The 24,230-nt window shown below is 72.7% G+C and carries 23 protein-coding genes; 11 read left to right on the top strand and 12 right to left on the bottom strand.

Annotation, left to right across the window (positions count from 1 at the left end):
* Nucleotides 1–113: 113 nt before the first annotated feature.
* The 8 genes from HDR73_RS09970 to HDR73_RS09935 form a co-directional block, all read right to left on the bottom strand.
* Nucleotides 114–1,802: a long-chain-fatty-acid--CoA ligase gene (locus HDR73_RS09970; protein ID WP_041464436.1), complete on the bottom strand. Its 1,689-nt coding sequence runs from the start codon at nucleotides 1,800–1,802 to the stop codon at nucleotides 114–116.
* Nucleotides 1,803–1,878: 76 nt separating this feature from the next.
* On the bottom strand, nucleotides 1,879–2,325 hold the full coding sequence (locus tag HDR73_RS09965) for an SRPBCC family protein (protein ID WP_012298462.1): 447 nt from the start codon (nucleotides 2,323–2,325) through the stop codon (nucleotides 1,879–1,881).
* A 49-nt stretch (nucleotides 2,326–2,374) separates the two neighbouring features.
* Nucleotides 2,375–2,797, bottom strand: coding sequence for a hypothetical protein (locus tag HDR73_RS09960; RefSeq protein WP_198433873.1), 423 nt, complete (start codon nucleotides 2,795–2,797; stop codon nucleotides 2,375–2,377).
* Complete coding sequence (gene eccCa / locus HDR73_RS09955; RefSeq protein ID WP_012298463.1) at nucleotides 2,782–6,939, bottom strand: type VII secretion protein EccCa; 4,158 nt, start codon at nucleotides 6,937–6,939, stop codon at nucleotides 2,782–2,784. The genes HDR73_RS09960 and eccCa overlap by 16 nt, the downstream gene beginning before the upstream one ends.
* Nucleotides 6,936–7,829: a hypothetical protein gene (locus HDR73_RS09950; protein WP_012298464.1), complete on the bottom strand. Its 894-nt coding sequence runs from the start codon at nucleotides 7,827–7,829 to the stop codon at nucleotides 6,936–6,938. Before HDR73_RS09950 ends, eccCa begins: the two co-directional genes overlap by 4 nt.
* 2 nt (nucleotides 7,830–7,831) lie before the next feature.
* Nucleotides 7,832–9,142, bottom strand: a complete 1,311-nt coding sequence (locus HDR73_RS09945) for an EsaB/YukD family protein (RefSeq protein WP_012298465.1) — start codon at nucleotides 9,140–9,142, stop codon at nucleotides 7,832–7,834.
* Complete coding sequence (locus HDR73_RS09940; RefSeq protein WP_012298466.1) at nucleotides 9,139–9,396, bottom strand: hypothetical protein; 258 nt, start codon at nucleotides 9,394–9,396, stop codon at nucleotides 9,139–9,141. The genes HDR73_RS09945 and HDR73_RS09940 overlap by 4 nt, the downstream gene beginning before the upstream one ends.
* A complete protein-coding gene (locus tag HDR73_RS09935; RefSeq protein WP_012298467.1) occupies nucleotides 9,386–10,543 on the bottom strand; it encodes an FHA domain-containing protein in 1,158 nt (385 codons plus the stop codon). Before HDR73_RS09935 ends, HDR73_RS09940 begins: the two co-directional genes overlap by 11 nt.
* Before the next feature lie 187 nt (nucleotides 10,544–10,730).
* Between HDR73_RS09935 and HDR73_RS09930 the strand changes: the two genes are divergently transcribed.
* The 9 genes from HDR73_RS09930 (at nucleotide 10,731) to HDR73_RS09890 (ending at nucleotide 17,129) form a co-directional block, all read left to right on the top strand.
* The gene (locus HDR73_RS09930; protein WP_012298468.1) at nucleotides 10,731–11,072 is read left to right on the top strand and encodes a WXG100 family type VII secretion target; all 342 of its coding nucleotides are present in this window, start codon (nucleotides 10,731–10,733) and stop codon (nucleotides 11,070–11,072) included.
* Between the two features lie 18 nt (nucleotides 11,073–11,090).
* Nucleotides 11,091–11,405, top strand: coding sequence for a pore-forming ESAT-6 family protein (locus tag HDR73_RS09925; RefSeq protein WP_012298469.1), 315 nt, complete (start codon nucleotides 11,091–11,093; stop codon nucleotides 11,403–11,405).
* A gap of 5 nt (nucleotides 11,406–11,410) precedes the next feature.
* Complete coding sequence (locus HDR73_RS09920; RefSeq protein WP_012298470.1) at nucleotides 11,411–12,433, top strand: DUF6177 family protein; 1,023 nt, start codon at nucleotides 11,411–11,413, stop codon at nucleotides 12,431–12,433.
* Nucleotides 12,430–12,819, top strand: a complete 390-nt coding sequence (locus HDR73_RS09915) for a hypothetical protein (RefSeq protein ID WP_012298471.1) — start codon at nucleotides 12,430–12,432, stop codon at nucleotides 12,817–12,819. The genes HDR73_RS09920 and HDR73_RS09915 overlap by 4 nt, the downstream gene beginning before the upstream one ends.
* Nucleotides 12,800–13,168 (top strand): DUF6507 family protein, encoded by a 369-nt coding sequence (locus HDR73_RS09910; RefSeq protein ID WP_012298472.1) that lies wholly within the window; start codon nucleotides 12,800–12,802, stop codon nucleotides 13,166–13,168. Before HDR73_RS09915 ends, HDR73_RS09910 begins: the two co-directional genes overlap by 20 nt.
* An 83-nt stretch (nucleotides 13,169–13,251) precedes the next feature.
* Complete coding sequence (locus tag HDR73_RS09905; protein WP_223842770.1) at nucleotides 13,252–15,483, top strand: DNA/RNA non-specific endonuclease; 2,232 nt, start codon at nucleotides 13,252–13,254, stop codon at nucleotides 15,481–15,483.
* Nucleotides 15,484–15,491: 8 nt separating this feature from the next.
* On the top strand, nucleotides 15,492–15,941 hold the full coding sequence (locus tag HDR73_RS09900) for a hypothetical protein (RefSeq protein WP_094146247.1): 450 nt from the start codon (nucleotides 15,492–15,494) through the stop codon (nucleotides 15,939–15,941).
* 575 nt (nucleotides 15,942–16,516) lie between these two features.
* Nucleotides 16,517–16,873 (top strand): hypothetical protein, encoded by a 357-nt coding sequence (locus HDR73_RS09895; RefSeq protein WP_133064117.1) that lies wholly within the window; start codon nucleotides 16,517–16,519, stop codon nucleotides 16,871–16,873.
* A gap of 127 nt (nucleotides 16,874–17,000) precedes the next feature.
* Complete coding sequence (locus HDR73_RS09890; protein WP_256890524.1) at nucleotides 17,001–17,129, top strand: hypothetical protein; 129 nt, start codon at nucleotides 17,001–17,003, stop codon at nucleotides 17,127–17,129.
* Between the two features lie 34 nt (nucleotides 17,130–17,163).
* On the opposite strand, the gene HDR73_RS09885 is transcribed toward HDR73_RS09890, so the two are convergent.
* The 4 genes from HDR73_RS09885 to HDR73_RS09870 all read right to left on the bottom strand — a co-directional run bounded on the left by HDR73_RS09885 (nucleotide 17,164) and on the right by HDR73_RS09870 (nucleotide 22,401).
* The gene (locus HDR73_RS09885; RefSeq protein WP_012298480.1) at nucleotides 17,164–18,612 is read right to left on the bottom strand and encodes a phytoene desaturase family protein; all 1,449 of its coding nucleotides are present in this window, start codon (nucleotides 18,610–18,612) and stop codon (nucleotides 17,164–17,166) included.
* Between the two features lie 9 nt (nucleotides 18,613–18,621).
* The gene (locus tag HDR73_RS09880; protein ID WP_012298481.1) at nucleotides 18,622–19,620 is read right to left on the bottom strand and encodes an SDR family oxidoreductase; all 999 of its coding nucleotides are present in this window, start codon (nucleotides 19,618–19,620) and stop codon (nucleotides 18,622–18,624) included.
* A gap of 98 nt (nucleotides 19,621–19,718) precedes the next feature.
* Nucleotides 19,719–21,407 (bottom strand): long-chain-fatty-acid--CoA ligase, encoded by a 1,689-nt coding sequence (locus tag HDR73_RS09875; RefSeq protein ID WP_041464441.1) that lies wholly within the window; start codon nucleotides 21,405–21,407, stop codon nucleotides 19,719–19,721.
* Nucleotides 21,408–21,471: 64 nt separating this feature from the next.
* Nucleotides 21,472–22,401 carry an oxidoreductase gene (locus HDR73_RS09870; protein WP_041464442.1) on the bottom strand — a complete coding sequence of 310 codons (930 nt, stop codon included), beginning with the start codon at nucleotides 22,399–22,401 and terminating at the stop codon, nucleotides 21,472–21,474.
* A 126-nt stretch (nucleotides 22,402–22,527) separates the two neighbouring features.
* Here HDR73_RS09870 and HDR73_RS09865 point away from each other — a divergent pair, with 126 nt between their 5' ends.
* Together HDR73_RS09865 and HDR73_RS09860 are read left to right on the top strand one after the other, a co-directional pair.
* Nucleotides 22,528–22,875, top strand: a complete 348-nt coding sequence (locus HDR73_RS09865) for a hypothetical protein (RefSeq protein WP_012298484.1) — start codon at nucleotides 22,528–22,530, stop codon at nucleotides 22,873–22,875.
* Nucleotides 22,872–24,110, top strand: a complete 1,239-nt coding sequence (locus HDR73_RS09860) for a M20/M25/M40 family metallo-hydrolase (RefSeq protein ID WP_012298485.1) — start codon at nucleotides 22,872–22,874, stop codon at nucleotides 24,108–24,110. The genes HDR73_RS09865 and HDR73_RS09860 overlap by 4 nt, the downstream gene beginning before the upstream one ends.
* Nucleotides 24,111–24,230: the final 120 nt, after the last annotated feature.

Below are 24,230 nucleotides of genomic sequence, written 5' to 3'. Positions count from 1 at the left end.
GCATTAGCGTGAGTCACGAAGACCTCCGGTGATGACGTGTGCTTGGTAACTCACATCGTCCCGGAGGTCTTCGCTATCCGCCCCAGCGTTCACAACCTCCCGAGGAACTACACCTAGCCCGCGTCGACGATCCCCTCGCGCACCTTCCGGCGCAGCACCTTGCCGAGGAGCGAGGTCGGCAGCTCGTCGAGCACCACGATGAGCCGCGGCACCTTGTAGGCGGCGAGCTCGCCGCGCAGCGTCGTCCGCGCGGCCTGCTCGTCGAGCGTCGCGCCCTCCTCGAGGACCACGGCCGCGACGACCTCCTCGTCGCCGTCGTCGCGCGGGATCCCGACGACCGCCGCGTCCCGCACGCCGGGGATGCCGCGCACCGCGTCCTCGACCTCGCTCGGCGAGACGTTGAAGCCGCCCGTGATGATGAGCTCCTTGATCCGGTCGGCGATGCGCACGAAGCCGTCCTCGTCGATGGTGACCACGTCGCCCGTGCGGAACCAGCCGCCGTCGAGCAGCACGGCGGCCGTCTCGTCGGGTCGGCCGTGGTAGCCGCGGAACACCTGGGGTCCGCGCACGAGCAGCTCGCCGGCCTCGCCCACGGGCCGGTCGACGGTCGGGTCCTCGGGATCCACGACGCGCACCTCGGTGTTGGGCAGCGGCAGGCCGACCGTCCCCGCGCGCCGCGTGTCGCCGACGGGGTTGGCCATCAGCACGGGCGAGCACTCCGAGAGGCCGTAGCCCTCGACGAGCCAGCCGCCGGTCTGCTCCTCCCAGGGCACCACGACCGACTCGGGCAGCGCCATCGCTCCGGAGATGGAGATCGAGATCCCCGCGAGGGACACGCCCTCCGCCTCGGCGGCTTCGCGCAGGCGCTTGTAGATGGGCGGCACGGCGGGCAGGAACGTCGGCGGGTGGCGGCGGATCGCCTGCAGCACGAGGTCGGGCTCGAAGCGGGGGAACAGCACCAGGCGCGAGCCCATGCTCATCGCGAAGGTGAGGCAGAGGGTCAGCCCGTAGGCGTGGAACATCGGCAGCGCCGCGTAGACGACGCTCGTGCCGCGGGGGACCGTCGGCACCCAGGCGCGCGACTGGGCCGCGTTCGCGCTGAGGTTGAGGTGGGTGAGCTCGGCGCCCTTGGGCGCTCCCGTCGTGCCGCTCGTGTACTGGATCACCGCGAGGTCGGTCGCCGCCGGGCGCGGGTGGTCGACGGGCAGGGGTGACGCGGCGGAGATCCGCTCCCAGGTGATCGTGCCCGTCACCTTGGCGGCGATGGCGGCGCGGGCCGCACGGGCCTTCGGGACGGGCAGGCGGAGGCGCAGCCGGGTGCGCAGCGGCATGGCCCGCGTCACGTCGACGGAGACGATGCGCTCGGGCCGCGCGCCGTCGGGCAGGCCCAGGATGGTCGCGACCGACCTGTCCCACGCGATCACCGTGCGCGCGCCGTGGTCCTCGAACTGGTGCTGCAGCTCGCGCGGCGTGTAGAGCGGGTTGTGCTCGACGACCACGGCGCCGAGGCGCAGCACCGCGTAGAACGCGACGACGTGCTGCGGGCAGTTCGGCAGCACGATCGCCACCGGGTCGCCCGCCCGGACGCCCGCGTCGTGCAGGCCCTGGGCCGCGCGTGCGATCTGCTCGCCGAGGTCGCGGTAGCTGGTCTCGGCCCCCAGGAAGTCGAGCGCGGTGCCGCCGGGGAACCGGAGCACGGACTGGTCGACGATGTCGACGAGCGATCCCTGCGGCAGGTCGATCTCGTGCGGGACGTCGGGCGCGTAGCTGGCCAGCCAGGGCCGGTCGGTGGGGGTGGTCACCCCTCCCACCCTAGGCCGCGGGGCGTCGCCGCCGGCCGTCCGAACAGCGACGCGGGCGTCGGGGACCCAGGGGCGATCAGCGTGCGCGCGGGTGCCGACCCTCGGCGAGGTAGGACAGGCGCCGGAGCGTCTCGACGTTCCGCGCGTGCAGGAGCACGTCCATGATCGGCGCGGGTACGAGGCGTCCCGGTCCGCGCACGGCCTCCTCGGTCATGCGCACCTCGCACCCGTCGGGCAGCGTGCGCACCTCGACCGTCACGCGCGCCTCCCCGATGGGCCAGCCCTTCGGCTGCATCACGAGCCGCCGGGTCGGCTCCCACTCGAGCATCGTGGTGGCGTCGTCGATGAGCAGCGGCCAGGAGCCGAAGGAGTGGTGGAGGCGGGATCCGGGGGCCGGCCAGGCCGCGTCGACGTCGCGCATCCGCGACGCGCCGACCACCCACGAGGGGAACAGCCAGCCGTCCCCGAGCACCTCGAAGACGTCGGCGGGGGAGCAGTGCATGCGGCGGCGGGTGACGGACATGGGTCCAGTCTGCCGGAGTGCCTCCCGGTGGACGGACCGCCGCCAGCCGTCAGCCCGCCGGGCGCGCCTGGTGGAACCGGCGCGCCACGTCGTCCAGGTGCTTGGCGAGCCGGGTCTGCGCCTCACGCGTGCGCCGGCGGAGGCGGGCCACCGGGATGCGTCCGCCGACGGCGAGGCCGGGATCGTCGGGGATGTCGTAGACGATCGTGCGCCCGTGGGTCGCGAACAGGCGGCGCGACTCCGCCTGCACGTCGTGGCGGCCGTTGGTGCGGCTCGCGACGATGGTGACGCGTGCCAGCGCCTCGATCCCGTACCGCGTCGTGATGTCCGTGAGCAGCTCCGTGGCGGCCGCGATCCCGGTGGGGGTGGACGCGGTCGTGATGGCCAGCAGCGTGGCGGGCGACTCGAGCAGGTCGAGGCCCTCGCCGCGCGCGTGCGGGCCGAGGTCGTGCAGGATCAGGCGCGGATCCACCGCCCCGGCCTCGTCCCCGAGGGGGAGGCGCCCGCCCAGCGTGCCGCCCGTGTGGTCGGTGAGCGTCGGCGCCCCGGCGGCGCGGCGCTGCAGCGCCGCGAACACCAGGGCCGCGGTCGTGGTGGTGCCGACGCCCCCGGACGTGCCGGCGAAGACGACGCGCACCGCGGCGCGCTCTCGGGGACGGACGAGGGGCGTCCCGGTCTCAGGCATGCGCGGCTCCCGCCTCGTCGCGGACGGGGTCGCCCTGCATGGCCACCTGGATCAGCTGCGGTCGGGCGCCGCGGCGCACGAGGCGCGCGCCCGGGCACCATGCGCTCGGCGTGGATGCCGGGCACGATCTGCCCCTCCGACCGCTCGCCCGACATGACCACCACCGCCGTCGCCCCGTTGTCGCGGAGGGACTGGAGCACGATGTCGAAGAACGCCCGCGAGGTGCCCGCGACCGGCCGCGCGACGGCGACGGTGAGCCGCAGGTCGCGCGCGCTGGCGATGAACGGCAGCAGCGGTCGCAGGGCGTCGGTGCCGGACGCGGCCACGATGTCGTGGTCGTCGATCACCAGCAGGATCCGCGCCGCATCGGTGTCGTGCTCCGCGCGCCGCCGGGCCAGTTCGCCGGCGATCGCCGTGACGAGCTCGGTGGCCTGCGCGGCGTCGCCCGCGTAGCCGCCGAGGTACTCGTCGGGGCACGCGTCGGACAGCGCGCCGCGGATGTCGATGAGCGCGACCACGAGCTCGTCCGAGCTGCTCCGCTGCACGGATCCGTCGATGAGCACCCGCAGCAGGTTGCTCTTGCCCGCGCCCGGGTCGCCGAAGACGAGTAGGTGCGGATCCGGTCCACTGTGGTCGAGGAGCGCGGGCTCCATCGTGTCCTGCGCGAGCCCGACCGGGATCGCCGCGGGCACCTCTATCGCGTCGGGGAGGAGCGCGGCCGGCAGGTTCTCCGGGAGCAGGCGGATCGTCCGCGCGCGCTCGCCCTGCCACCGCTCGGCCGTGTCGCGCGCCAGGCGCTCGAGGGCGTCGCCCACGTCGAGCCCCGGCTCGGTCTCGAGCACGGGCAGCGCGATCTGCGCGAACCGCCGGTCGTCCGTGATCGCGCGCCCCGGCTGCTCGGCCCGCAGGGTCTCCGAGAGCCGGCGCCCGGCGAGGGACTCCAGCGCGTCGTTGAGGCGCAGCTCGATGCGGGTGCCGATGAAGGGCTGCAGGGTGGTGCGGAGGTCGTTCCACCGCGTGAGCGCGAGCACCACGTGGATGCCGTAGGACCCGCCGCGCTGCAGGAGCTCCTGCACGACGGGCTCGAGCTCCTCGTGGTCGCCGCGGAGTGCGCCGGCTTCGTCCACGACCAGCACGACGTCGGCCGCGTCGAACTCGGGGACGCGGCCCTCGGCGTGCACGCGCCGGAGCGTCGCCATGGAGTCGATGGAGTGGCGCGAGAAGACGGCCTCGCGCTCGGTGAGCATGCGGCGCATCTCCTCGGCGACGCGCTGCAGCCGTTCGCGGCTCGTGCGGGTGGCGATGCCGCCCACGTGCGGGAAGCCCTCGACGCGGGAGAGCCCGCCGCCCGAGAAGTCGAGGCCGTAGACGGCGACCTGGGCGGGGGAGTGCGTGAGGGCGAGCCCCGCCACGACCGTCCGGAGGAACGTCGTCCGACCGGACTGCGGTGCGCCGAAGACGGCCGCGTGGCCGCCGCTGCGGGTGAGGTCGAGGATCCACGGCTCCTGCCGCTGACGGTCGGGCTCGTCGAGCACGCCCACCGGCACCGAGAGGGCCCGGTACTGCTCGGCGCGGTCGACCAGCGACGCGAGCGTGAGCCGCTCGGGCAGGGGCGGCAGCCACACCGGGGCGACGGGCTCGCCCCGGGTGCGGATGCGCTCCACGGCGAGGTCGACGAGCACGCGGCCGACGACCGGCCGGGCGAGCGCCTCCTCGGCGCTCTGACTGCTCTCGCGCGTGGCCATCCCGTTGTAGGTGGGCAGGCGGATCATGCCGCGGGGCGCGTCGGAGCCCGTCGCCTGCGGATCCGGGTCGGACTCCGCGATGGCCCCGGAGACGTATCCGGAGCGGAAGCGCCGGAGCGTGGTGTCGAACTTGAGGTAGGAGTAGCCGGGCACCGCGGGCAGGCGGAAGGCGTCGTTGGTGTCGATGATCATGCTGCTCTCCGCCTCGGAGAACGTGCGCAGCGCGATCCGGTAGGAGAGGTACGTGTCGAGGCCGCGGAGCTTGCCGGCCTCGAGGCGCTGGCTCGAGAGGAGCATGTGGATCCCGAGGGTGCGCCCGATGCGCCCGATCTGGATGAGCAGGTCGATGAGGTCCGGCTCGGCCGTCAGGAGCTCGCCGAACTCGTCGATGATGAGCAGCAGGTGCGGCATGCCGGGGAGCTCGGGACGGGTGCTGCGCAGCTCGGCGTAGTGCGTGATGGACGGCACGTTGCCGGCGTCCTTGAGCATCTTCTGCCGGCGGACCACCTCCCCGGAGAGGCTGGCGCGGGCGCGCTGTGTGAGCTGCGGGTCGTCGGCGAGGTTGTCGATGAGGCCGGCCACGTGCGGGAGGCTCGCGAACGGCGCGAAGGCGGCGCCGCCCTTGTAGTCGACGAGGATCATGGCGAGGTCCGCGGGGCTGTGCGACGACGCGAGGGCGAGTACGAACGTCCGCAGGAACTCGCTCTTGCCGGATCCGGTGGCGCCCACGCACAGGCCGTGCGGCCCGATGCCGAGCTGCGACGCCTCCTTGATGTCGAGGAGCAGCGGCTCGCCGAAGTCGTCGAGCCCGACGGGCACGCGCAGGAAGTCCCGAGGGGAGCGCGGCGCCTGCGTGATTGCGGGATCGAGCACGCCCACCTCGCCGATGCCGAGCAGCTCGGAGATGTCGATGGCGCGCGCCGACTCCGCCTCGTCCTTGCGCGACATGCTGAGGCGCAGCGGGGCCAGCGCGCGCGTGAGCACGTCGAGGAGCGCCACCGGCATCCGGTCGGGCGCGACCTCGGAGACGGGGTGCGCGAGACGCGCGTCGGAGACGACAGCCGACCCGCCGTCGACGAGGATGCGCAGCGTCACGTCGGACGGCTCGTGCAGGCGGTCGCTGAGGAGGTGGACGATCGTGATCCGCAGGTCGCGCAGGTCGAGCTCGGCGTCGGGGACGGGGAGGGACCCCGCGATGCTGCCGTAGTCGTCCATGAACACCACGAGCCGCGGGATGTCCGCCGGCCCCTGGTCGAGCCCGCCGCGCCGGGCGGTCGCGGCGAGCTGGGCGCGGTCGGCGAGGTCCTCGCCGATGACCGTGCGGAGCGCCTGCGGGGTGGGGGCGACCCGGCGCGCGGGCACGGGCCCGTCGAACACGTCCTCCACCACGAGGTGCGGGAGCCGGTCGACGCCGCGCCAGTCCGCCGCGGCGCGCTCGGGGAAGGTGAGCGCCATCACCATGTCGTCCGGCGCGTGGAAGACGGCGAGCTGGGCGATGAGCGTGCGCGCGGCGTTCAGCACGTCTTCCCGCGGGCCGATGACGGACACGTGCCCGGCTCCGGCGAGGTCGACCGTGATGGGCATCCCGCGCACGACCTCGTGCTGGGCCACGACCTGCTCCGCCTCCGCGGCCATGATCGGGTCGTACGGCTCGACGGGGTTCGGTTCGGCCGGGAGGGCCAGCTCGAGCCAGCGCCGCGTGCCCGATCCGAGCCGCACGCGGAGGAAGTCGGCGTCGCTCCGGCGGCGTTCCCACAGGCGCGCGGGATCGCGGACGATCTCCGTGAGGGCGACGGGCGCCGGATCCAGCAGGGCAGCCTGCGCGCGCGCCTCGAAGGCGCGGGCTCGGGTGCGGGACCGCACGCGCTCCAGGTAGTCGAGGTAGCGCTCGCGCTGCACGCGGCGCGTGCGGGCGGAGCTGCTGCGCTGGGTGAACGCCATCGCGAGGCCGCCGACGGCGGCCACGACCAGGACGAGCGCCCCGATGACCATGTAGATCTGCTGGCCGCGGAGCAGCGTCATCATCGTGACGCTGACGGTGGCGCCGAGGATGGGGATGAGCGACTGGATGGGGAATCCGCCCTGGGGGCCGTCCAACATGGCGGGCGGCGCCGACAGCGCCTCCGCCTCGGGCTGCTCCAGCGGTCGGGTGACGCGGCTCGGCCGGTGGACGAGGCGGTTCACGCGACGGCCGCCGTGCGCGTGTCGTCCGGGCGGTCCGAGGGTGCGCTGTTGGACGGCAGCGAGGCGACCGCCTCCGTCATCACGGTGCTGGCGAGCCGGAGCACGGCCGTGCGGGAGGCGAGCGAGAGACGCCGGCTCGCGGTGGGGATGGCGGTCGACCAGGCGGCGTCGTAGGGCAGGCCGATGAGGGGGACCCCGACCTCGCGAGCGATCACGTCGCGGGCGTCGTGCCGACCACGGGCGCCCACGTCGACGCTCACGACGACGATGCGCGGCGGATCCGGCTCGGCGCGGAGCGCGGGGACCATGGCCACCACGTCCTCCAGCGCGTGGCGCTCGGCCCGGCACACCAGGCAGAGCACGTGGCTCGCGACGGCGGTGAGTGCCAGGTCCGCGGCGGCCGGCCGCACGCCCCAGTCGGTGACGACGAGATCGAAGAAGCGGGAGATCGGGTTCACCTCGTCGAACCAGGTGCGGGCGTCCGCGGCCGTGGTGGGCCGGTCCCGGCGCTGGAGGTCGAGGGCGGCGAGGCGCGGGAGCGGGAAGACCAGGTCGGACGCGGCCTCCCGCAACGTGGTGGGCAGGGCGTCGCGACGCTCGCGCGGGTCGGCGGTCTCGGACGGGAGGCGGCGGAGGATGTGCGTGGATCCGCCGGAGGCGTTGACCGCGAGCGAGACGCCGGTGCGGCGCGCGGCCAGCGCGGCCGCGACCGCTGCGGACGCAGCCGAGGTGCCGCTCCCGCCGGCGAGCTGGACGAAGCCGACGCGTCGGGACACGGGCAACGGCACGCGCACGACCGCGTCGGCCTCGGTCGCCTCGCGGAACGCCGAGGCGGGGCTCGCGAGGAGCATGTGCGCGGCCGTGGACATCGAGCTGGTCAGGCGTCCCATCGTCAGAACGTCCCGAGCAGGGAGGGGTACACGCCGAAGACGCCGATCACGCAGGGCACGAGGGCGACGACCGCGAGCGTCTCCAGGCGGTTGCCCATGCGGCGGAGTCGCGCGCGCGTCTGCAGCGACGGGCGCGCGACGCCGATCACGGCGCAGGCGAGGACGATGACCCCGAGGCCGGCGGCGACTGCGTCGCGCTCCGCGGCGTGCGCGAGCGCGGCGACCACGATCACGGCCGCGACGGCTCCCCACAGCGGGAGCGACTGCCAGGCCAGGGGGAACGCCCGCGTGCGCAGGGCGAGGACCAGGGTGAGGCAGACGCCGAGTGCGAGCGGCCAGGGATCCTCGGTGGCGACGAGCGCGCTCGCGGCGATGGCCGCGGGGACCGCTGCGGCGAGGGCCGCCCAGCTGAGCGACCGGTAGGACTCGTCGACCGTGCCACGGAGCGTGTCCCGGTCGGAGAGCGTGCCGGCTATGACCAGGTCGTCGAGCCCCGTGAGACCCGACGCCGTCATGGAGTACCACGGCAGCAGGCCGATGAGGACGACGGCGGCGGTGCCCACGATCGCGGACTCCTGCGTCACCGTCCAGCCGAGCAGGTCGACACCGAGGGCCACGGCGCTGGCCGCGACCCCCACGACGCTCCCGCGGAGGAGGGTGCGCCGCCGCAGCCCGACGCCGATCCCGATGCCGACCACGAGCCAGACCGCGCCGGCGACCCCGAAGGCGAGGACGGGGAGCGAGCCGCCCTGCGGCATCCACGTGCCCACGGCGGCGACGGTCGCGGGCACCGCGAGTCCGGCCGACGCGGCCGTGACCACGAGGGCGGGGCGGTCCTCGCGGACGAGCCCGAGCACCGCCGCCGCGAGCGCGAGCAGGACGGCGACGCCGCCGAGCACGGGGAGCCGGGTGGGCGAGACGAGGAGCGCGCCGGCCACCCCGGAGAGCAGCGCGATGCCGATGCAGGTCGCGGAGACGCGGTGCACGTCGCCCCACAGCGCGCCCTGGTCGTCACGCGCCTCGGCGACCACGTCGGTGACGTCGGCGACCTCGGGCGGGGCGGGCGCGTCGTCGACGCGCACGAGCCGGAGCACGTCGCCCGCGAGGACGCCCTGGTCGTCGAGGGACTCCTCGGCGCCGAGCTGGTCGCCCGACGCGCGGATGAGCGTCATCGGGCGCGCCGCCGACTCCGTGCGCTCGCCCAGCAGCTCCACCAGCTGCGCGATGAGGGAGGCGACGGCCTCATCGCTCGGCGCCACGAGGTCGGCGCGGCGGTGCGAGCCGAGGACGGTCACCCGCGTGAAGGTGCTCACGGGCTGGGCACCGGGGTCGCGACGACGCCGGCGGTCGCGCCGGGTGCGGCGCCGCCCAGGAGGTGGCCGACGAAGGAGGCGCCCACGCAGCCCGCGCAGATGACCGCGGCGACCACGACGCTGGCGATGAACCGCTTGGAGTTGTCGTCGACGATGCGGCGCTCGGTGAGCTCGCCGAAGATGAACGCCGACCGGAGCCGGGAGCGGTGGGTGCGGATCGTCTCCAGGAGGATGACGTCGGGATCAGTCGGCACGGGGCGACGTCCTCTCGGTGGGGGTCGGTGCGGCGGCCGGAGCGGCCATGCGATCGGTGGCGCTCGATCCGGCGTCCGGGTGGGGAGCGGTCGCCGATCCGGATGCGGCGGAGGCACCCGCGTCCGGCCCGCCGATGTCCCGGGCCGCAGCAGCCGGTGCGTCGGCGGATGCGGCGGAGGTCGTGTCCGATGCGTCCGGCTCGATCGTGATGCGGCGACGCCCGAGCTCGACGATCCAGCCGACGCTCGCCGCGGTGGGCACGCCGGCGACGAGCGGACGACGCTCCCCGGCGGCGGTGATGATCGCGGTGCCCGACAGGCTGCCGAGGTCGGTGATCCACATGGTCGATCCCGACCAGGCGAAGAGGGCGTGGGACTTCGCGACAGTGCGCGAGAGGTCGGCCCACGGGTGGACGCGGTAGGTCACCCCGTCGACCTGCGCCTCGGGCTTCCGGCCGATCATCAGGGGCTCGGAGACGGAGACACGCTCCGAGGAGTCGAGGACGAGCGCCGCGGCCGTGGCCACGGGAGCCTCGGCGAGCGGTGCCGCGGAGCGGCGGTGCGCGCGTCGGACCGCCTCGTCCACGCTGGGGGCGGCGTCGTCGGCATCGGAGGCGTCCTCGCCGAGCGCGTCCGCGGGCGGCCGGGCCACGCCGAGCGGATCCCGGCCCGCGCGGAGGTCCGCGGTCATGGTGGTGCGCAGACGCAGCACGCGGGGGATCCGACCCAGGCGGTCCATCGCGGTGAGCGGCGCCCCCGAGAGGTCGTCCACGGTCCGGAGGCGGAGCGCGCGGCGGCCGAGCGTCTGCCCGCTGCGGACCGACGAGACCGCGTTGGCGGCGATCAGCAGGAGTGCGGCGAGCACCAGGGCCGCCACGACGAGCACGGCCCAACGGCCGTCGAACGCGCCGACCGCGGCCGCGGCGAGGAGGGCCAAGGGCGGGAGGGCGTCCACCGCGCGGGCGGCGTACCTGCGTCCGGCCGTGGCGGGGACGACGCCGATGAGCATGCCCTGGTAGGGACCGGTGGCGGTTCCCGGCGCGGCGTCAAGGCGCGGCGACGTGCAGCGGGCGCAGGCGGAGACGGTTGCCGCGACGCGCGCGCCGCAGCGGCCGCAGGTCACCGCGCCGAGGAGAGCATGCGCCATCGATGCCTCCTCAGGGGGTCCGGCCCGACGCCTGAGCCAGCGTGATCCTAGCGTCCTGGATCCGTATCTCTGTCTGCTGTTCCCGCGCCCCCGAATCGGGGGTACCATCCGGTGCGATCGGTCGGGCGTCGTCCGGTCGCATCAGCGAGCAGCCGCGACCTCCGTCGGGGTTGAAGAGGAGCAAGACATGGGCATGAAATTCGCGATGGGGGCGAGCACCCTCACGCAGCTGGGACAGCGGACGAGCTCCTCCCACGAGGACCTGGGGGCGCTGGTGCGTCGCCTGGAGCAGTCGGCCGCACCCCTCGAGGGGCGGTTCAACGGGGCGGGGCGACAGGCCTTCGACCAGTTCAAGGCCAACACCGATTCCATCGCGGCGGAGCTGAACGCCGCGCTCGCTGCGGTCCTCGAGGGCATCCAGGGGCAGGACATGGCCTTCCAGCAGGGCGACTCCGACATGTCGGACCAGACGCGCGCCGCGCAGAGCGGCGCCGGGTTCGATTCCGCGCGCTTCTCCGGCCGGGCATAGGACGAGGGGATCCGGATTATGAGCGGGAACAGCACAGACCGCCGCGACTACGACATCGCGGCATCGCAATCGGCCCAGGACGAGTTCCAGGCCGTCGCGAGCCACCTGGAGTCGCTGCTCGACCAGCGCGACTCCGACGTCAAGGCCGCCATGGCCGACTACCAGGCCGACGGCGTCTCCACGGAGTACGCGGCCAAGGAGGCCCGCTGGAACGCGGTCGCCCAGCAGGTGCGCGACATCATCCACGCGCTGCGCCAGGCGATGGCACGCAACGACGAGACCGCACAGACGGCCATGTCACGGGGGAAGGCCGCAGTCGACTCCATCGGCTAGGGGTCGTGCGGGACACCGAGATGGACGAGACGCGCTCCACTGTCGCTGACCCGATGCTCCACCCGCTCATCGACGAGCAGGGCGACGGCTACGTGGTCTGCCGCACGGCGGCGCGCGTCCTCCATCTCAGCGCGCTGCGGGCGGGCCTCCTCGCCGACGCCGGTGCCGCGGGCTCTCGGGTTCTGGTCATCACGCCCGAGGACACGCGTCTCACCTTCGCGTCGCTCGGGGCCCTGAGGTCGTTCGGCGGACGGTGGGCGGTGCCGTCGGGCGGCGGACTCCGGCTCGCCGGCACCACCGCCGTCGTCGCCCACGCGCAGGAGGCGTTCGTATCGCGGATCCCCGGCGGATGGCAGACGCCTCCCGCCCCGGGGTCCGTGCCGTGGACGCAGGTCACCATCACCGCGCGACACATGCTGACCGGGGAGTTCGAGATGGGGAGCATCGCCGAGCTGATCGCGGCCGAGGCGGAGTCGCGCGTGGATGCGTGGGGCGTGGTCGAGCCCGCCGTCAGCGCGTTCAGCCCGGCCGGGGTCACCGCGTGGTCGCGTTCGCGGCTTCCGCAGACGGTCCGGCTCCTGCTGCACGGCGATGGCCTCAGCGGGAGCATCCGCGTGTGGTCCGAGCCGGCCGCCGTCTTCGAGGAGACGAAGCTGGTGGTGCGCGGCGAGCTGTCCGCGACGCGATCCGCCGAGCTCCTGCGGCTCCTGCAGCGCGCGGCGCAGATCCACTTCGCCTTCGTCTGCACCATGCACGGAGCGCCGGACATGACCTTCACGGCGGATGTCCCCGCACCCGTCGAGCCGCGGGCCGCGTTGGTCGGGCCTCGCGCCGTGCGCGACAAAGACTTCCCCACGGCCGCTCTGGAGTGGGCGGCCCTCGTGGAGCGCATCGGGCATCCGCGCACCCCGTCGCTCCTGATGTCGTTCGGCGGGGGAGAGGCGGCGGCCTGGGCGGATCTCGCGACCACCGCGCGGCACCTGGGTCCGGAGACGATCGCCGCGGCGTTCTCGGGGAGGCCGTCGTGAACCGCGAATGGGCCATCGTCTCGCCGCGCCCGGTGTCGATGGCCGAGTGCATCGTGGGGGCCGCGTCGGTGGATCCGGAGCTGGGTGTCACCGATCTCTGGGACGGGGGCGCCGCGTTCGTGACCCGCATCGGTGTCCCGACGCACCTCACGGTCACCAGGTCACGCGAGCTCCAGCACACCGGCGATGCGGAACGCATCCTCGGCGGCAGCGTGCCGGTGCCAGGAGACGAGCACGAGCTGTATTGGACGGACCTCCACGCCTGCGGGTGGGGCGCGGAGGAGGACGCTGCGCTGGTCGAGGCCATCGCGGCCGCGGCGGACGGGTCCGCGCACGCATTGGCCGGAGAGGCGGGGGAGGGATCCCATGACGAGCTACAGCATTGATCCGCAGGGGGTGAGGGACGTGCTCACGGCCGTCCAGAAGGCGTCCGACGACCTGACGACCGCGGTGGGCGGCGTGTCCGGTGCGCACGACGACGTGACATCCGGGGCGGCGACCTGCACCGCGGTGCCGGCTTCCCTGGCGGCGTTCCTCGACGCCCAATCAGCAGCGGTCACGGATGTCACGAATCGGATCTCGGCGTGCCTCTTCGGTGCGGCGACGGCGACGACCGACTACGTGCAGGCCGATGAGACCATGGCGTCCGACGTGACGCAGGCGCAGACGGCGGCGGTGGATGCCGCGTCGAACGGTGACTTCAGCTGGTTCACCTCTCGGGCGGGTGGTCGGTGATGTACGCGCCTGCGTCGACCGCGGGTGGCGGCATGTGCCGTGCGGACGGATTGATCGATCCGGGCAGCATCCCCGGGGTGGGCATGTCCCCGGATCTCATCCGGAGCGCTGCGTCGACGTTGGCGACGGCGTCGACGGGGGTCTCGCAGCACGGTGCGTCGGCGGTGGCATCGTGGCAGACCATGTCGACGGTGTACCAGGCGCCGGAGTCGGAGGCGTTGCTGGCGGTGATGGCGCCGGTCGGACAGGAGACCACGGCCCTCGCCGACGGGTTCACCAAGGTGGCGAAGGCCCTGAAGGACTTCGCGGACACCGTGGAGCCGATCGTGGTGACGCTGAAGGATCTCCAGACCCAGGCGGTCGCGTTCGTGGCGTTGGCGGAGCAGGGATACGACCTGCCGGCGGTGGGGGATCAGCCGACGACGCAGTTGACGGATTACGGCTCGGTGCAGACCTCGCCCGGGGGGATGTACTCGTCTCCTGCGCATCACGTGGAGTGGACGGATTACCCGCCGTACAACCAGCGCAACGACGAGTTGATCAAGGCGGTGGCGGTTCAGGCGACGGCGTTGGACGAGGCGCAGGCGGATTGCGTGAACGCGATCGCCGCGGCGGATCCCACGCGGGCGTCGTGTGCGGTGCCGGTGCAGGGGACGGATTTCACGGCGGCGGCCGTGGCGGGGACGGCGTTGCCGTTCGGGCAGATGGCGTCGGGTCGTCAGACGTGCGTGGGCTCGTTCCTGGGTGGTGCGGGGGATGCGGTCACGAGCATGGCCGAGGGGTTGGGGAGCCTGATCTCGTACAACCCGGAGACGAGCGCGTGGGGTGATTGGGGTCATGCGGGGGCGTCGGCTCTGGGTGTGGTGGAGGGGTTGGGTGCATTGATCGCGCCGACGCCGATCTTCCAGATGCTGGCCGATGATTCCAGCGGTGTGACGCCGGGGTGGATGCGGGACTTCTCGAGGTCGACGGTGGACAAGCAGCGCCAGATGGTGGAGGGGTTCGTCGGCAGCGGGGAGCAGTGGGAGTCGGATCCGGCGCGGGCGGCGGGGTCGTTGTTCGTGAATGTGGGGTCGTTGTTGATCCCGGTGGGGGGTGAGGTCGCGGCGGGGGCGAAGGTGGTGTCGGTCGGGGCGCGGGTCGCGTCGGTCGGTGGTCGTGTTGCGGAGGCGGCCGATGCGGCGTCTGTCGCGGGCCGTGTGGCGGGTGCGGGTGCGCGGGCCACGGTCGCTGCGGGTACGGGGCTGGTGCGGGTCGGGGATCTGTTGACGCAGGCCATGGCCAAGGCGGATGCGGTGGGGCATGCGGCGACGGCGCCCGTGATGAATGCGTTGCGGGACGCGGTCGGGCGGGTGCCGTTGGTGCGGGTGGTGGTGGAGCATGCGGTGACGCCGGAGGGGTTCCGGGTGCCGGCGGGTCTGCGGGTGGAGGTGGAGGGTCGTGTGCGTTCGCAGATCGCGGATGCGGCGGGGCACGGTGTTCTGGAACGTGGGACGGTGGAGGCGCCCGCGGGTTCGGGGCATGCGCCGGGGGTGGGGCGTGCTGCGGGTGCGGATGCGGTGCGTGGGGTCGAGCAGCACGGGGCGGACGCTCGCGGGGGAGCCGAAGAGCGCGCGACGTCCGAGTCGACACCCGAGGAGGTGAGGCATCATGCCGGGGACGCCCATGCGTCACACAGTGACCAGATCGGACGTCACGATCGTGGTGGAGTAACCGGCGACCCAAGTCGCGGATCGGACGGGATCCACTCACGCGAAGCGACTTCCGTTGCCCATCCGCTACCCAGCGAGCCCCTCGACTACTTTGAAGACGACTATTGGCGGTCGTTGAGTCCGCAGGAGATCCACGATCTGCCTGTTGTCCGTGACGGTAGTCATCTGCGGCCGGATAGGAGTCTCGAACCCAGCACCTGGTACCAGGCAGGTGAGCACGAGTACCTTTACAGGACGAACGAGCACGGACACATCGACCGTGTCATCATCCAGGATCTGCAGCTCAAGACCCATGAAGGACGTCTTCCGCATCAAAGAAATCCTGTGGGCAAGCTCCAGGGGGATCATGCGGGACATCTCGCCGCGGACGCTGCCGGGGGCTCTCCGAAGCTGGACAACATCGTCGCGATGTCCCAAAAGAACAACCTGGTAGAATACGCCCGCCTCGAGAGGAAGCTACTCGGTCGCAAGGCTGCTCATCCTGATGAACGAATTTTCCTCGACATCCGGCTGGATCCTGACCCGCTCACAGGCAGGTCGCCCCGCTTCGAGGTCGAATACAAGATCAACGGCAGAATCTACCGGAGCAATTTCAAGCAGTAGGGAACTCAATGCCAAAGAGACAAGAAGAGATTCTGCAGGACTTTGCGACGGGCTGCGTGTCAATCGCGATGGAGTTCAGCGAGGGCGCGCCAGATCTATCAAAGATCTACGTCTACGTCGGGTCCGAGCGCGGGCACTCGTACGCGAATGCGTTCTTCGAGCAAGCCGGGGAGATCGTCTACGCCAACGATCTACGCGGAGTCGACTCTGGGGACGACCGCGTCTCTGCAGTTCAAAGGTATCTACTCAAATACTTGGCGGAGGCTGAGGCGCAGTTCGAGGAGGCCGGTGCCCCATCTCCTACCCAATACCGCTTGACATATGATTTGCTCACTCGTCAACTGGACATGCAGTTGTCCCACGAGCTCGTGTATTCGAACCACCCGACCAAGGTATTAGAAGAAGGTGCAGAGGATTGGCTCGACGGGCGTCTTGAGAAGATGTTCGGAGGCTTTTGATCGAACACGCGACCACCGTGCATGGTCAACCGGCCGAACGGGCGAGCGCGAGTACCTGTATCGGACGAATGAGCATTGGTACATCGACCGAGTGATCGCGGAGAACCTGCAGCTCAAGACGCACATCGGGCGGCTGCGGCGCAAACGACGTGCCTGAGGTAAGCTCTTCGGCGACCACGCGGGGCATGTGATTGCGGACTGGTTCGGCGGATCACCCAAGCTCGACGACCGCGTGTCGCAATTCGGGGACATCAACAGGCGTGCTATGCGGACATCGACCGACAACGGGCGAGGGCGCTGAAATCCACACCCCCGGGTCACGTTGGCGTCGACGTCCGAGTCGACGCCGTCACGGGCCGACCAGATGGTCTTCATATTGATTCCGTGTTCAACGGGAAGTCGGTATTCGCGGAATCCTACCGATGGGGGCGAGAGTGTCAAGAACTGAACAAGAAGCCATCCAGAGCCTCACCAATAGTTGGATACCTCTTGGTGTCGAGTATGCACGCGGAGCCAAAGGGGTGAACGCGATGTGCATCTATGCGGCGTCGGAACCCGGGCAATGATATGCCAATATGCTCTTCGAGCAGGATGGCCGAGTTGTCTACCCGGATGACCTGTGTGGTGTGGATGCCAGTTCCTCGCGCATGCTCCGCTTGCAGCATCAGATGGTTGCGGTGCTGCGAGATGCGGAAAAGCAACTTGCGCAGCAAGGGGCAGGGCACCCGACGGAGTACCGAATCACCTACGAGCCGGGTCCGGGGAGATCGGATGTACAGCTCTCTCGCGAGATCAAGTACGTGGATCATCCGGTCAAGACGTTGCAGAATGGTCCCGAGGACTGGCTCGATGGTCGGCTGGAAAAAGTATTCGGCAAGCTGCTCCCTCCCGAAGATGAATGGCCAAAGTATCGAGGAAAGCGAAAGATTTAGCTAGGGTCTCCGCGAGCGAGCGAGCGAGCGCGCGAGCGAGCGCGCGGGTCGTGCGGTGGGGGATCGTGTCGCGGAGGCGGCCGATGTGGCGTCTGTCGCGGGGCGTGTGGTGGGCGCGGGTGCGCGGGTGACGGTCGCTGCAGGTTCCGGGTTGGTGCGGGTGGAGGATCTGCTCACGCAGGCGGTGGCCAAGGCGGATGCGGTGACGCCGGAGGGGTTCCGGGTGCCGGCGGGTGTGCGGATAACGCCGATGTGACGGCGCCGTCGCGTCGATGCCACCGACGCACGCGTCACATCGAGAGGTCCGGCCCGCGCTCGATCCCGAACTCGTGCCGCAGCGCGCTGCGTGCCGCCTGGTACCCGGCCATGCCGTGCACGCCGGGCCCGGGCGTCGCCGAGCTCGAGGCCAGGTAGACTCCCGCGGCGGGCGTGCGCCACGGGTCTGGCGAGAGCACGGGACGGGCAAGCAGCTGCCACACGCTCGCGGCGCCGGCCGCGATGTCGCCGGCGATGTAGTTGGGGTCGTGCTCTTCCATGCCCACGGCGTCGATGCTGGACGAGGCGAGGATCAGGTCGCGGAAGCCCGGGGCGAAGCGCTCGATCTGCCGCGTGATGACCTCGGTCTGGTCGACCGTGGATCCCGCGGGCACGTGCGTGTAGGCCCAGAGCACGTGTTTCCCCTCGGGCGCGCGGCCGGGGTCGTCGATGGAGGGCTGCGCGACGAGCACGTACGGGTCGTCGCTGTGTCGCCCCGCGGCGACCTCGTGCTCGGCGCGCTGGATCTCCGCGCGGGTGCCGCCCACGTGCAGCGTGCCCGCCTTCCGCAGCTCGGGATCCGTCCACGGAACGGGGCCCGAGAGCGCGAAGTCGACCTTGGAGGCTGCGTTGCCGTAGCGGAAGCGGCGGATCGCGCGGAGGTAGCGGGCGGGCAGCCGGTCGCTCGCGATGCGCGAGAGTGCCCGGGCGCTGGTGTCGAGGAGCACCGCGCGGGCGGCCGGCAGCTCGTGCAGCGTCCGGACCTCGGATCCCGTGACGACCTCGCCGCCATGGGCCCGCAGGTCGGCGACCATCGCGTCGACGATGGACTGGCTGCCGCCGATCGGCACCGGCCAGCCGCGCGCGTGCGCGTACGCGCCGAGGGAGAGCGCAGCCGCGGCCGTGGACACGCTCGGCATGGTCTGGATCGCGTGGGCCGCGATGCCCGTGAACATGGCCGGCGCCACGTCGCCCCGAAAGCGCGCGTTCCACAGCGGCGAGCCCTGCTCGAGCGCGCGGAGCCCCAGGCGGATGGCGGTGGGCGGGTGGCGCGGCACCTGGAGGAGCGGGCCGTTGGTGAATTGCGCGACCCGGTCGGCGGAGGCCGCGAGCGACCCCATGAGCTGCCGCCATGCGCGCCCGTCGACGCCGAGCGCGTCCGCCGTGCGGTCGATGTCGCGGTAGGCGATGCCCGAGACGCCGCCGTCGAGGGGGTGCCCGTAGGAGATCTCCGGCACGACGAGGTCGATCCGCCGGTCGAGCTGGAACGCCCGGAAGAACCCGGACGCGAGCGCCATCGGGTGCACCGCCGAGCAGATGTCGTGGTGGAAGCCCGGGAGCGTGAGCTCGGCCGTGCGGCTGCCGCCGCCGATCGTGTCCGCCCGCTCGTGCACCTCGACCCGCAGGCCCGCGCGCGCCATCGTCACGGCCGCGGCCAGCCCGTTCGGCCCGGAGCCGACCACGATCGCGTCGATGTCACCCATGCGTCGAGGCTATCGGCGACGCAGGGCGGCGGCCCCGGCGACGACGCCGGAGAGGAGGGCGCCCGCGCCGATCGCGACGGTCTTCGCGCGGTTGCGGATGATCCAGACCTGCGGGCTCATCGTGCGGGCCCGGTCGCTGAAGATGCCGCGCGCACCCTGGTCGCCCGCGGTGGGCGTGTACAGGTTGGTCGTCAGCATCGGCTGCGTCTTGTCCGCGGCCTGCTGGCCGGAGTAGCCGGTCTTCGCGAGGTAGCCGTCGAGCCAGTTCGCGACGAAGCGGTTGCCGAGCACCGTCATGACCGTGGGCTCGCCCACCCAGTTGCGGCGCTTCGGCTTCTCGGCGACGGCGGCGATGGCCTGCGCGCCCACCTCGGGCTCGAAGATCGGCGGCACGGGCTGCGGGTGGTGCGGCAACTGTGACTTCACCCAGTTGAACTGGATCGTGTTGAGCGCGGGCATGTCGACCGTGGAGATCGTGACCGAGCTCTTGTTGTGGATCAGCTCGGTCGTCACCGACTCCGTAAAGCCCTGCACGGCGTGCTTGGCCGCGCAGTAGGCGGCCTGCAGCGGGATCCCGCGGTGGGCGAGCGCCGAGCCGACCTGGATCACGTGGCCGCTGTCGCGCGGCACCATGCGGCTGAGGGCGGCGCGCGTCCCGTTGACGAAGCCGAAGTAGTTGACCGCGGTGGCGCGCTCGAAGTCGGCCGGATCCGTGGTGAGGAACTCGCCGAAGACGCCGACCATGGCGTCGTTGACCCAGAGGTCGATGGGGCCGAGCTCGTCCTCGACGCGATCGGCGGCGGCCTCGACGGCCAGGCGGTCGGCGACGTCGGTGGAGATGCCGAGACCGCGGCGCCCGCGCGCCTCGATGTCGGCGACGGCGCCCGCGAGCCCGTCCTCGCCGCGCGCGAGGACGGCGACGTCCCAGCCGCGGTTCGCGAGCTCCCGTACGGTCGCTCGGCCCAGTCCGGCCGATCCTCCGGTGACGACGGCGATGCCTCGAGTCATGTGGCTCCTTCGATGGTTGGTGCACGAAGCGTGCTCATCCACCGTAGGACGGTCGCGTCCCGCCGACCGTGCCCGGGGCCGGTCCTGCCAGGCGGCGGTCAGCCTTCGCGCTGCAGGTCCTCGCGCACCTGGCGGCGCAGCACCTTGCCGATGAGCGAGGTGGGGAGCGCATCCACCCGCACGACGCGGCGCGGCACCTTGTAGGCGGTGAGGTGCTCGCGGCAGTACGCGCGGATCGCGGCCTCGTCGAGCCTGGCACCCGGATCCAGCACGACCGCGGCCGTGACGTCCTCCCCGCCGTCCGCCGACGGGAGCCCGACCACGGCGACGCCCTGCACGCCCGGCGCGCCGCGCACGACGTCCTCGACCTCGCTGGGGGAGACATTGAAGCCGCCCGTGATGATGAGCTCCTTCATCCGGTCGACGATGGTCGTGAAGCCGTCGGCGTCGACGCGCACGATGTCGCCCATGCGGAACCAGCCGCCGTCGAGGAGCGCGGCGCGCGTCTCGTCGGGCCGACGCCAGTAGCCCTGGAACACCTGCGGCCCGCGGATGAGCAGCTCGCCCTCCTCGCCCGGCGCGCGGTCGACGTCGGGATCCTCGGGATCCACCACCCGCACCTCGGTGCTCGGGAACGGGACGCCCACGGTGCCGGGCCGGCGCGACGGGCCGATGGGGTTGCCAAGCGCGACGGGCGACGTCTCGGTGAGGCCGTAGCCCTCCACGAGGTAGCCGCCCGTGAGGCCCTCCCACAGCTCGACGGTGGACACCGGCAGGTTCATGGCGCCGGAGATCGCGAAGCGGACGCCCGTGAGGTCGACGCGCTTCTCCTTCGCGCCGCGCGCGAGCCGCTCGTAGATGGGCGGGACGGCGGGCAGGAACGTCGGCGGGTGCTTCCGCGCGGCGGCGAGCACGAGGTCCACGTCGAACTTGGGGAAGAGCACGAGGCGGGCGCCGATCGCCATGGCGAAGGTGAGGCAGAGCGTGAGGCCGTAGGCGTGGAACATGGGCAGCACGCCGTAGACGGTCTCGCCGCCGTCCGCGAGGCCGGGCACCCAGGCGCGGCCCTGCATGGCGTTGGCGTGCAGGTTGCGATGGGTGAGGATCGCTCCCTTCGGGCTCGCCGTGGTGCCGCTCGTGTACTGGAGGATCGCGACGTCGTCGAGCTCGGGCTTCGGGCGGGACGCGGCGATCCGGCGGTGGTCGACGAGCTGCTCCCAGGTGACGGTGTCCTCGACGGGCGCGGTGATCGCGGCGCGGGCGCGGCGGGCGGCCGGCACCGGGAGGCGGAGCTTGAGGCGCGTGGCGAGAGGCATCGCGGCGGGCAGGTCGACCGAGACGATGGTGTCGACGGGCACGTCGCGCGGCATGTCCTGGATGGTGCCGACGACCGTGTTCCAGGCGATGACGACGCGGGCCCCGTGGTCCTCGAACTGGTGGCGCAGCTCGCGCGGCGTGTAGAGCGGGTTGTGCTCCACGACGATCGCGCCGAGCCGGAGCACCGCGTAGAAGGCGACGATGTGCTGCGGGCAGTTCGGCAGCACGAGCGCGACGCGGTCGCCCTTCCGGACGCCCAGGCGGCGCAGGCCCTCCGCGGCGCGGGAGATATGGTCGCCCATCTCGCGGTAGGTCGTCTCGCGCCCGAAGAACTCGAGCGCGACCGCCTTCGCGTGCCGCTGGATCGAGCGCTCGACCATGTCGACCAGGGACCCGATGACGGGAGGGATGTCGGCCGACACCCCGTCCGCGTAGCTGCGTACCCAGGGGCGGTCGGCGTCGAAGATCATGTCCCCACCATAGGGAATGCGCCCGGGCGTGGCCCGGGCGCATCGGCCGTCCATCGATCAGGGGCTACGCGGGGTAGACGACCCCGGTGAGCTGCTCGGACGCGTCCCAGAGACGGCGGGCGAGCTCGGGGTCCTTCGACCACGGGCTCGAGACGGCGAGGTGCGGCATGCCTCTCATCCCGCCGGGGCCCGCGGGCCCGTAGTAGTCGCCCGGGTGCACGCCGAGGCCGGTCGCCGCCTGGATCTGCGGGAGCGCGCCCACGCGCACGTCCTGGCCCATCGCGGCCGGCCCGAACTTGGCCGCCAGGTCGCTCATGACGCCCTGGGGCCCGGATCCCGGACCGTTCTTCGCGAGGTTCGTGGAGGTGACGCCGGGGTGCGCGGCGACGGACGTGAGGCCCCACGCGCGCTCATCCGACAGCGCCTGCAGGCGGCGCATGAAGAGCAGGTTCGCGAGCTTGGCCTGGCCGTAGGCCGCCCAGGGGCTGTAGCGCCGCTCGGACTGGAGGTCGCCGAACGCGATGCGGCCCATCCAGTGCGCGAGGCTCGAGACGACGACCACGCGAGGCGCGTCGGCCGCCCGGAGCGCAGGCAGCAGCAGGCCGGTCAGCGCGAAGTGGCCGAGGTGGTTCGTGCCGAGCTGGATCTCGAAGCCGTCGCGCGTCTCGCGCCGGTCCGGCGGGGCCATGACGCCGGCGTTGTCGACGAGGATGTCGATCGGCCCGCGCTCGACCTCGCGGTCGGCGAAGGCGCGCACGGAGGCGAGGTCGGCGAGGTCGAGGGATCCGACCTCCACGTGGACGCCGGGGTGGCGGTCGCGGATGGTGCCCGCCGCGTCCTCGCCGCGCTCCGGGTCGCGCGAGGTGAGCACGACGGAGGCGCCGGCCGCGGCGAGCCGACGGGCGGTCTCGAGGCCGAGGCCGCTGTTGCCGCCGGTGACGACGGCGCGCTTCCCGTCGAGCGGGCTGATGATGATGTCGGTGGGACGGGGCACGCGGACTCCTCTGGCGGATGGGATCCCCACGCTACCGAGGTCGGCCGGGCGTCGCCCGTGCGGGCGGCGCGGGCCGCGCGCCGGACGGCCGTCGGGAGCCGCCGATGGGAGGATCGGGGCACGTGGATGAGACGCGGCCGGGACGGATTAGAGGGCGAGCGGGGGAGCGCGGAGACGCACGCGATCGGGGTCGGGGCCGTGGTCGTGATCCTCGACGGCGCGGCCGCCACCGGCGACCCCGCGCTCGACGGCGAGCCCGTCGGCCTCGTGGTCGCCTCCGCATCCGACGGCCTGCGCAGCGTCAGCCCCGTGCCGACCGCGCGCGGCCGCGCCTGGGTCGTGGAGCTCGGCTCGGACGACGACGGCGCCGCCGGTCGCCGGGTCGTCGTGCCGCAGAGCGCGCTGCGCCTGGTCGACGACGCCGACGAGACTGTCTCCGCGCTGCCCGCCGACGACCTGCCGCCGCGCGCGTGAGCGGCGCCGTGCCGGGGTCCGACGCCGGCACCGTCGGCACCGCCGGCCTCGTGGATCCCGTCGACCTCGCCGCCGAGCTGATCCGCATCGACTCGACCAACCCCGACCTCGTGGCTGGAGCCGCGGGCGAGACCGCCGTCGCCGCCCACGTCGCCGCCTGGCTCCGCGCCCGCGGCTTCGACGTGCGCGTGCTCGAGGACGCCCCCGGGCGTCCGACCGTGCTCGCCACCGCGCGCGGCACGGGCGGCGGCCGCACGATCCTGCTGGACGGGCACCTCGACACCGTCCCGCCCGGCGACCCCGAGCGCGGCGGCCTGCGTCCCCGGGTCGAGGACGGACGCCTCCTCGGCCGCGGCGCCTTCGACATGAAGGCGGGCCTCGCCGCGATGATGGTCGCGGCCGACCGCGCCCGGCGGATCGGCACGCGCGGGGACGTCGTGCTCGCGCTCGTCGCCGACGAGGAGTTCGCGAGCCTCGGCACCGAGGAGGCGCTGCGGGCCCTCGCCGCGGCCGACACGCGGATCGACGGCGCGGTGATCTCCGAGCCCAGCCAGTCGGAGGCGATCGTGGCCCACCGCGGCTTCGGCTGGTACGAGGTCCGCCTGCGCGGGCGCGCGGCGCACGGATCGATGCCGGAGCAGGGCGTCGACGCGATCGCGCACGCGGGCCTCGTGCTGCGCGACCTCGACGCGCTCGCCGAGCGCCTCGCGGCCGGGCCGCGCCACCCGCTCCTCGGCACGGGCGCGGTGCGCGTCTCCCGGATCCACGGCGGCTCGGATGCGGCCACGGTCGCCGACTCCTGCGTGCTCACGCTCGAGCGGCGGTTCCTCCCCGGCCAGTCGACGGCGGACGTGGAGGCCGAGCTGCGAACGGCGCTCGACGCGGTCGCCGCCCGCACGCCGGGCATGGACGCCGAGCTCGGGGTCCTCGTCGCCCGCGCCGCCTTCGAGGCCGACGTCGACGGGCCGCTCGCGCGCGCCGTGCTCGACAGCGGGATGCGCGTCACCGGATCGCCCGTCCCGCACCGCGGCGAGCCCTTCTGGACCGACGCGGGACTCGTGCACGAGGCCGGCATCCCGTGCATCCTCCTGGGCGTCACGGGCGGCGGCGCGCACGCGGACGAGGAGTGGGCCGAGGTCGACTCCGTCCGGCAGCTCGCCGACGTGCTCGAGGGCGCGATCCTCGACTTCTGCGGGAGCGACGCCGCCCTGCCGACGAGCCGCCCGGTCGCCTAGTTGTAGTTCCTCGGGAGGTTGTGAACGCTGGGGCGGATAGCGAAGACCTCCGGGACGATGTGAGTTACCAAGCACACGTCATCACCGGAGGTCTTCGTGACTCACGCTAATGCCCCGTTC

Origin of the sequence: Clavibacter sp., assembly GCF_014802555.1 — a bacterium.
In the GTDB taxonomy this organism is placed as follows: Bacteria; Actinomycetota; Actinomycetes; order Actinomycetales; family Microbacteriaceae; genus Clavibacter; species Clavibacter sepedonicus.
Note: the sequence above shows the minus strand (reverse complement) of the source record. Positions and strands in the feature narration are given on the sequence as shown.